We start from the raw sequence: 4705 nt of genomic DNA on the forward strand, positions 1-4705 counted from the left end.
CGGCCTCGCTCGCCCCGGGGCCGAGCCACAGGGCGGCGACGCCGGCCCCGATCGCCAGCCGCAGGGCCGGCGCCGACAGGTTGGCGCCAACGGGACCAAGGCCGATGACGGCGGCCAGGACAATCGAAAGCAACCGGCGCCCGCGGCCCCGGTTGGTTACATCGGTCATGATTCGCGCCTTGACCCTCAGTAGGTCAGGATGGGGGGCAGCGATTTCGCCTGTTCGATCCAGTCGGCGACATCGGCTTCGCTCGGCAGGCGCCGGACGAGGTTCTTCGCCTCGTTCACCTCGACCAGTTTCTTGTGGAGATTGGCCGGCACGCGGTGCTGCAATTCCTTCACCGTGTCGACACCGGCGAATTCCAGCAGGTCGCCATATTCCTCGCCGACGCCCTTGATGCGCATCAGATCGGCGCGATTGGCCCATTCCAGGATTTGCTTGGTGGAAAATCCGGTCTTCTCGGCGAGGGCCTCGCGATCCGCCGGCGAGGCGGCCGCCTTCAGCAATTCGCCGGTCGTGTCGATGCCGACTTCCCTCAGCCTGGCGCCGAAGACGGGACCGATACCTTCGATCTTTTCGATGGGATAGGACGACATGCGTTGCGACTCCCCTCGCTCGTGATGCTGAAAAGGTACAGGCTGATGCCGCCAAGGCAATCGCTAAACATCGCGGCGGTTGCGCGCGTGCGTTTGATCCTGATCAAGGGGCAGACACCCCGTCCGGGCCTACATAGGACGGGTCAGACCAAGGAAAGTGCCATGTACAAACATCTTCTCGTGCCGACGGACGGTTCCGCGCTTTCACTGGCGGCTGTCGATTCGGCCTTTGCGCTGGCCAAGGAAATGGGCGCGAGCGTTTCGGTGGTCGCCGTCGCCGAGCCCTATCCGACCATCTATTACACCGAGGTCCTGCAGGTCGACACGCTGCGGGCGGAATTCGAGCAGCGCTCGCTCGATCAGTCCAAGGCCGCCGTCGCCGACGCCAAGACCAAGGCGGCGGCCCTCGGCCTGGAATGCGATACCGCCGTCGTCGTTCATGCCGAGCCCTACAAGGCGATCATCGATCAGGCCGAGTCCAAGGGCTGCGATCTCATCGTGATGGCCTCGAACGGTCGGCGCGGCATATCTGCCCTGCTTCTGGGCAGCGTGACCACGAAAGTGCTGACGCATTCGAAAATTCCTGTACTTGTCTATCGCTGAGCGTGGCCCCGACGCGGCCCGCCCGGTAAAGCCCGCCGCAGCGGCGGCGGGCCGCAACAGGATCTGTGCCGCCGATGGATTTCGCTTCGCTCTACGCCCATGACTTCGTCCGCATCGCTTCCTGCGTGCCGCGCGCGGCGGTGGGGAACCCGGGATTCGCCGTCGACGAGACCCTGAAACTCGCCCGGGCGGGCGATGCTGCCGGTACAGCGGTGCTGCTGTTCCCGGAACTGGGCCTGTCGTCCTATGCGATCGATGACCTCCTGTTCCAGGATGCGATGCTCGACGCGGTGGAGGCGGCGATCGCCCGTCTGGTCGACGAATCGAAGGCGCTGCTGCCGGTTCTCGTCGTGGGCGCGCCGCTGCGGTCCGCCGGAAGGCTTTACAATACCGCCGTCGTCATCCACCGGGGCGAGATCCTGGGCGTGGTGCCCAAGGCTTACCTGCCCAACTACCGCGAATTCTACGAGCGGCGCCATTTCACCCCGGGCCTCGGCGTCATGGGGCGCGAGATCACGGTCGCCGGCCGCGCGGTGCCCTTCGGCATGGACCTGCTGTTCCGCTCCACCGGCAGCATCGCCTACACGTTCCATATCGAGATTTGCGAAGACGTCTGGGTGCCCCTGCCGCCCTCCACGAGGGGCGCGCTGGCCGGGGCCGAGATCCTGCTCAATCTGTCCGCCAGCAATATCACCATCGGCAAGGCGGAAGACCGCCGCCTGCTCTGCGCCAGCCAGTCAGCGCGGATGATCGCCGCCTATGCCTATTCGGCGGCGGGGCCGGGCGAATCGACCACGGACCTCGCCTGGGACGGCCAGGCCGCGATCTTCGAGAACGGCCGCCTGCTGGCCGAGACCGACCGTTTCCCCGTGAGGGCCGAAATGGCGATCGCCGACATCGACCTTGCCCGCCTGCGGCAGGAGCGGATGCGGGTGAACACTTTCGGCGACTGCCAGCGGGAAGAGGGCGAGGCGGCATTCCGCACCGTCGCCTTCGCCCAGGACGCGCCTGAACGCACCGTGACCCTGGGCCGGGCGGTGGAGCGCTTCCCCTTCGTACCGGCCGATCCGGCGCGCCTGCGCGAGGATTGCTACGAGGCCTATCACATCCAGGTCCAGGGCCTGGCCAAGCGGCTGCAGGCGACCGGTCTGTCCAAGGCGGTCATCGGTGTCTCCGGCGGGCTCGATTCGACGCAGGCACTGATCGTCGCCGTGAAGGCAATGGATCTGCTTGGCCGGCCGCGCGGCGATGTCCTCGCCTATACGCTGCCCGGCTTCGCCACCTCGGACGAAACCAAAAGCAATGCCTGGGCGCTGATGCGGGCGCTCGGGGTGACGGCGGCCGAAATCGACATCCGCCCCGCCGCCCGCCAGATGCTGGCCGACATGGGCCATCCTTACGCCGATGGCCGCGCGGTCTATGACGTCACCTTCGAGAATGTCCAGGCGGGCCTGCGTACCGATTATCTGTTCCGCCTCGCCAATCACAACGGCGGCCTCGTCGTCGGCACGGGCGATTTGTCGGAGCTGGCGCTCGGCTGGTGCACCTATGGCGTCGGGGACCATATGTCCCACTACAACGTCAATGCCTCGGTGCCGAAGACGCTGATCCAGCATCTGATCCGCTTCGTCGCCCGCTCGGGCGATGTGGACGAGGAGACGGTGGAAATCCTCCAGGCGATCCTCGCGACCGAAATCTCGCCCGAACTGGTGCCCGCCGCGCCCGGCCAGCAGATCCAGTCGACGCAGCAGATCGTCGGCCCCTACGCCTTGCAGGATTTCACGCTCTATTACCTGACCCGCTATGGCTTCCGGCCGTCGCGCATCGCCTATCTCGCCCATCACGCCTGGGGTGATGCCAATGCGGGCGTCTGGCCGATGGATCTGCCGGCGGCGGAGCGCCGGGCCTATTCCCTGGCCGAGATCCGCCGCTGGATGGAGGTTTTCCTGCGCCGCTTCTTCACCAGCCAGTTCAAGCGCTCGACCTTGCCGAACGGGCCGAAGATCAGCTCCGGCGGTTCGCTTTCGCCCCGGGGCGACTGGCGCGCACCCTCGGACGGCGAGGCGTCGGTCTGGCTGGCCGAACTCGCGGCCAACCTGCCGAAGGACTGATCGCGGTCAGAGCATCTCGGTTTCGATCTCGGAGAGCGAGGCGCCCAGTTGCTCCAACCCTTCCTCGACGAAATCGCCGACGAGGGGAATGCCCAGCAGATAGCGGGCGGTGCGGTGCTTGTTGGCGGCGGCGTGGGCGCGCAATTCGTCCCAGTCGTCGAAATCGCCATCGCCCCGGCCCAGCCAGACGAGGGCGACGAGATCGACCTTCTCGTCATCGTTGAGCCCGTTGATGAAGGCGAACAACTCGGCCCGCACGGGATCGTCGCCATGATCCTCGAGCACCGAGACCATGCCGTCGTCGCTGGCGTTGGAGCCGCCGTCTTCCGCGTCGTTCGGCGCTTCCTTCACATCGTACTCGCGCACCTTCAGGACGAAATAGGCGAGTTTCTCGAGGGGGATGGTCAGGTCGTCGGCAGTGGCCATCAGTATTCTCCATGGCGCCCGGGGCGATCTTCGCCCCGGAACTCCCGGCCATTGATGCACCGCCGCGCCCGGACATGCGTTGCGCTGGATCAACGCCGCCCCACCTCGTGCTAGGCTTGCCGCCGGAACCTGACGAGGATATGTGCCGATGCCGCTCGCCCCCGCCGACAGCGATCTCCTGCTGGTCGTCGACGTGCAGAATGATTTCTGCCCGGGCGGCAGCCTCGCGGTGCCGGATGGCGATGCGGTGGTGCCTGTGATCAACCGCTTGGCGCGGGCCTTCGCCCATGTCGTGCTGACCCAGGACTGGCATCCGCCCGGCCATCGCTCCTTCGCCAGCGCCCATGACGGCCGCCAACCGTTCGAGACCGTCGACATGCCTTATGGCGCCCAAACCCTGTGGCCCGACCATTGCGTGCAGGGAACGGCCGGCGCCGCCCTGCATGGGGATATCGACATTCAGAACAGCCAGTTGCTGCTGCGCAAGGGCTGGCATCCAGGCATCGATTCCTATTCCGCCTTCTTCGAGAACGACCGCCGCACCCCGACCGGCCTTGCCGGCTACCTGCGCGAGAGGGGCTTGACCCGGGTCTTCATCGCCGGCCTCGCGCTCGATTTCTGCGTCCGCTATTCGGCCGAGGATGCCCATGACGCGGGTTTCGAGGCGGTGGTGGTCGAGGATGCCTGCCGGGCGATCGATCTCGCCGGCTCGCTGGATGACGCGCATCGGGCTTTCACCGGCCGGGGCATCGCCCGGGTCAAGGCGGGGGATGTGACGCGGGGGTGGCGGTGAAGCCCGCGCCGGACTGGATCCGGCAGGGCCGGCAGGCGCGCGGTCTCAGCCAGGCCGCGCTGGCCCGGCTGACCGGCCTGCCGCAACGCCGGCTCTCCCACTGGGAGCGCGGGCTGAGGCTGCCCGATCCGGCGGATGTCGCCGCCATCCGTGCCGTCTTCGACCGTCTCGACGC

At 66.9% G+C, this 4705-nt stretch carries 6 protein-coding genes; 4 read left to right on the forward strand and 2 right to left on the reverse strand.

Annotated elements, in window-relative coordinates:
- Positions 1-186: 186 nt before the first annotated feature.
- Entirely contained in the window at positions 187-597 is a 411-nt protein-coding gene (locus tag WAZ62_RS13135; protein WP_422643988.1) for a DUF4332 domain-containing protein, read from the reverse strand.
- Between the two features lie 162 nt (positions 598-759).
- On the opposite strand from WAZ62_RS13135, the gene WAZ62_RS13140 reads away from it, so the two are divergent.
- Together WAZ62_RS13140 and WAZ62_RS13145 are read left to right on the forward strand one after the other, a co-directional pair.
- Positions 760-1200 (forward strand): universal stress protein, encoded by a 441-nt coding sequence (locus tag WAZ62_RS13140; RefSeq protein WP_422643989.1) that lies wholly within the window; start codon positions 760-762, stop codon positions 1198-1200.
- A gap of 74 nt (positions 1201-1274) precedes the next feature.
- Positions 1275-3311, forward strand: coding sequence for an NAD(+) synthase (locus tag WAZ62_RS13145; RefSeq protein WP_422643990.1), 2037 nt, complete (start codon positions 1275-1277; stop codon positions 3309-3311).
- Between the two features lie 6 nt (positions 3312-3317).
- Here the strand turns inward: WAZ62_RS13145 and WAZ62_RS13150 are convergent, their stop codons facing one another.
- Positions 3318-3737 carry a DUF3775 domain-containing protein gene (locus WAZ62_RS13150; protein ID WP_422643991.1) on the reverse strand — a complete coding sequence of 140 codons (420 nt, stop codon included), beginning with the start codon at positions 3735-3737 and terminating at the stop codon, positions 3318-3320.
- 148 nt (positions 3738-3885) lie between these two features.
- Here WAZ62_RS13150 and pncA point away from each other — a divergent pair, with 148 nt between their 5' ends.
- Together pncA and WAZ62_RS13160 are read left to right on the forward strand one after the other, a co-directional pair.
- A complete protein-coding gene (pncA, locus tag WAZ62_RS13155; RefSeq protein ID WP_422643992.1) occupies positions 3886-4530 on the forward strand; it encodes a bifunctional nicotinamidase/pyrazinamidase in 645 nt (214 codons plus the stop codon).
- The coding region (locus tag WAZ62_RS13160) for a helix-turn-helix domain-containing protein (RefSeq protein ID WP_422643993.1) at positions 4521-4705 on the forward strand (185 nt) is incomplete at its 3' end. The genes pncA and WAZ62_RS13160, both read left to right, overlap by 10 nt.

The organism is Zavarzinia sp., assembly GCF_049306435.1.
In the GTDB taxonomy this organism is placed as follows: Bacteria; Pseudomonadota; Alphaproteobacteria; order Zavarziniales; family Zavarziniaceae; genus Zavarzinia.

What these genes read in the sequence shown, in the direction of transcription:
- WAZ62_RS13150 (WP_422643991.1), bottom strand. Translation starts at nt 3,737, where the DNA reads ATGGCCACTGCCGACGACCTGACCATCCCCCTCGAGAAACTCGCCTAT.
- WAZ62_RS13145 (WP_422643990.1), top strand. Translation starts at nt 1,275, where the DNA reads ATGGATTTCGCTTCGCTCTACGCCCATGACTTCGTCCGCATCGCTTCC.
- WAZ62_RS13135 (WP_422643988.1), bottom strand. Translation starts at nt 597, where the DNA reads ATGTCGTCCTATCCCATCGAAAAGATCGAAGGTATCGGTCCCGTCTTC.
- pncA (WP_422643992.1), top strand. Translation starts at nt 3,886, where the DNA reads ATGCCGCTCGCCCCCGCCGACAGCGATCTCCTGCTGGTCGTCGACGTG.
- WAZ62_RS13140 (WP_422643989.1), top strand. Translation starts at nt 760, where the DNA reads ATGTACAAACATCTTCTCGTGCCGACGGACGGTTCCGCGCTTTCACTG.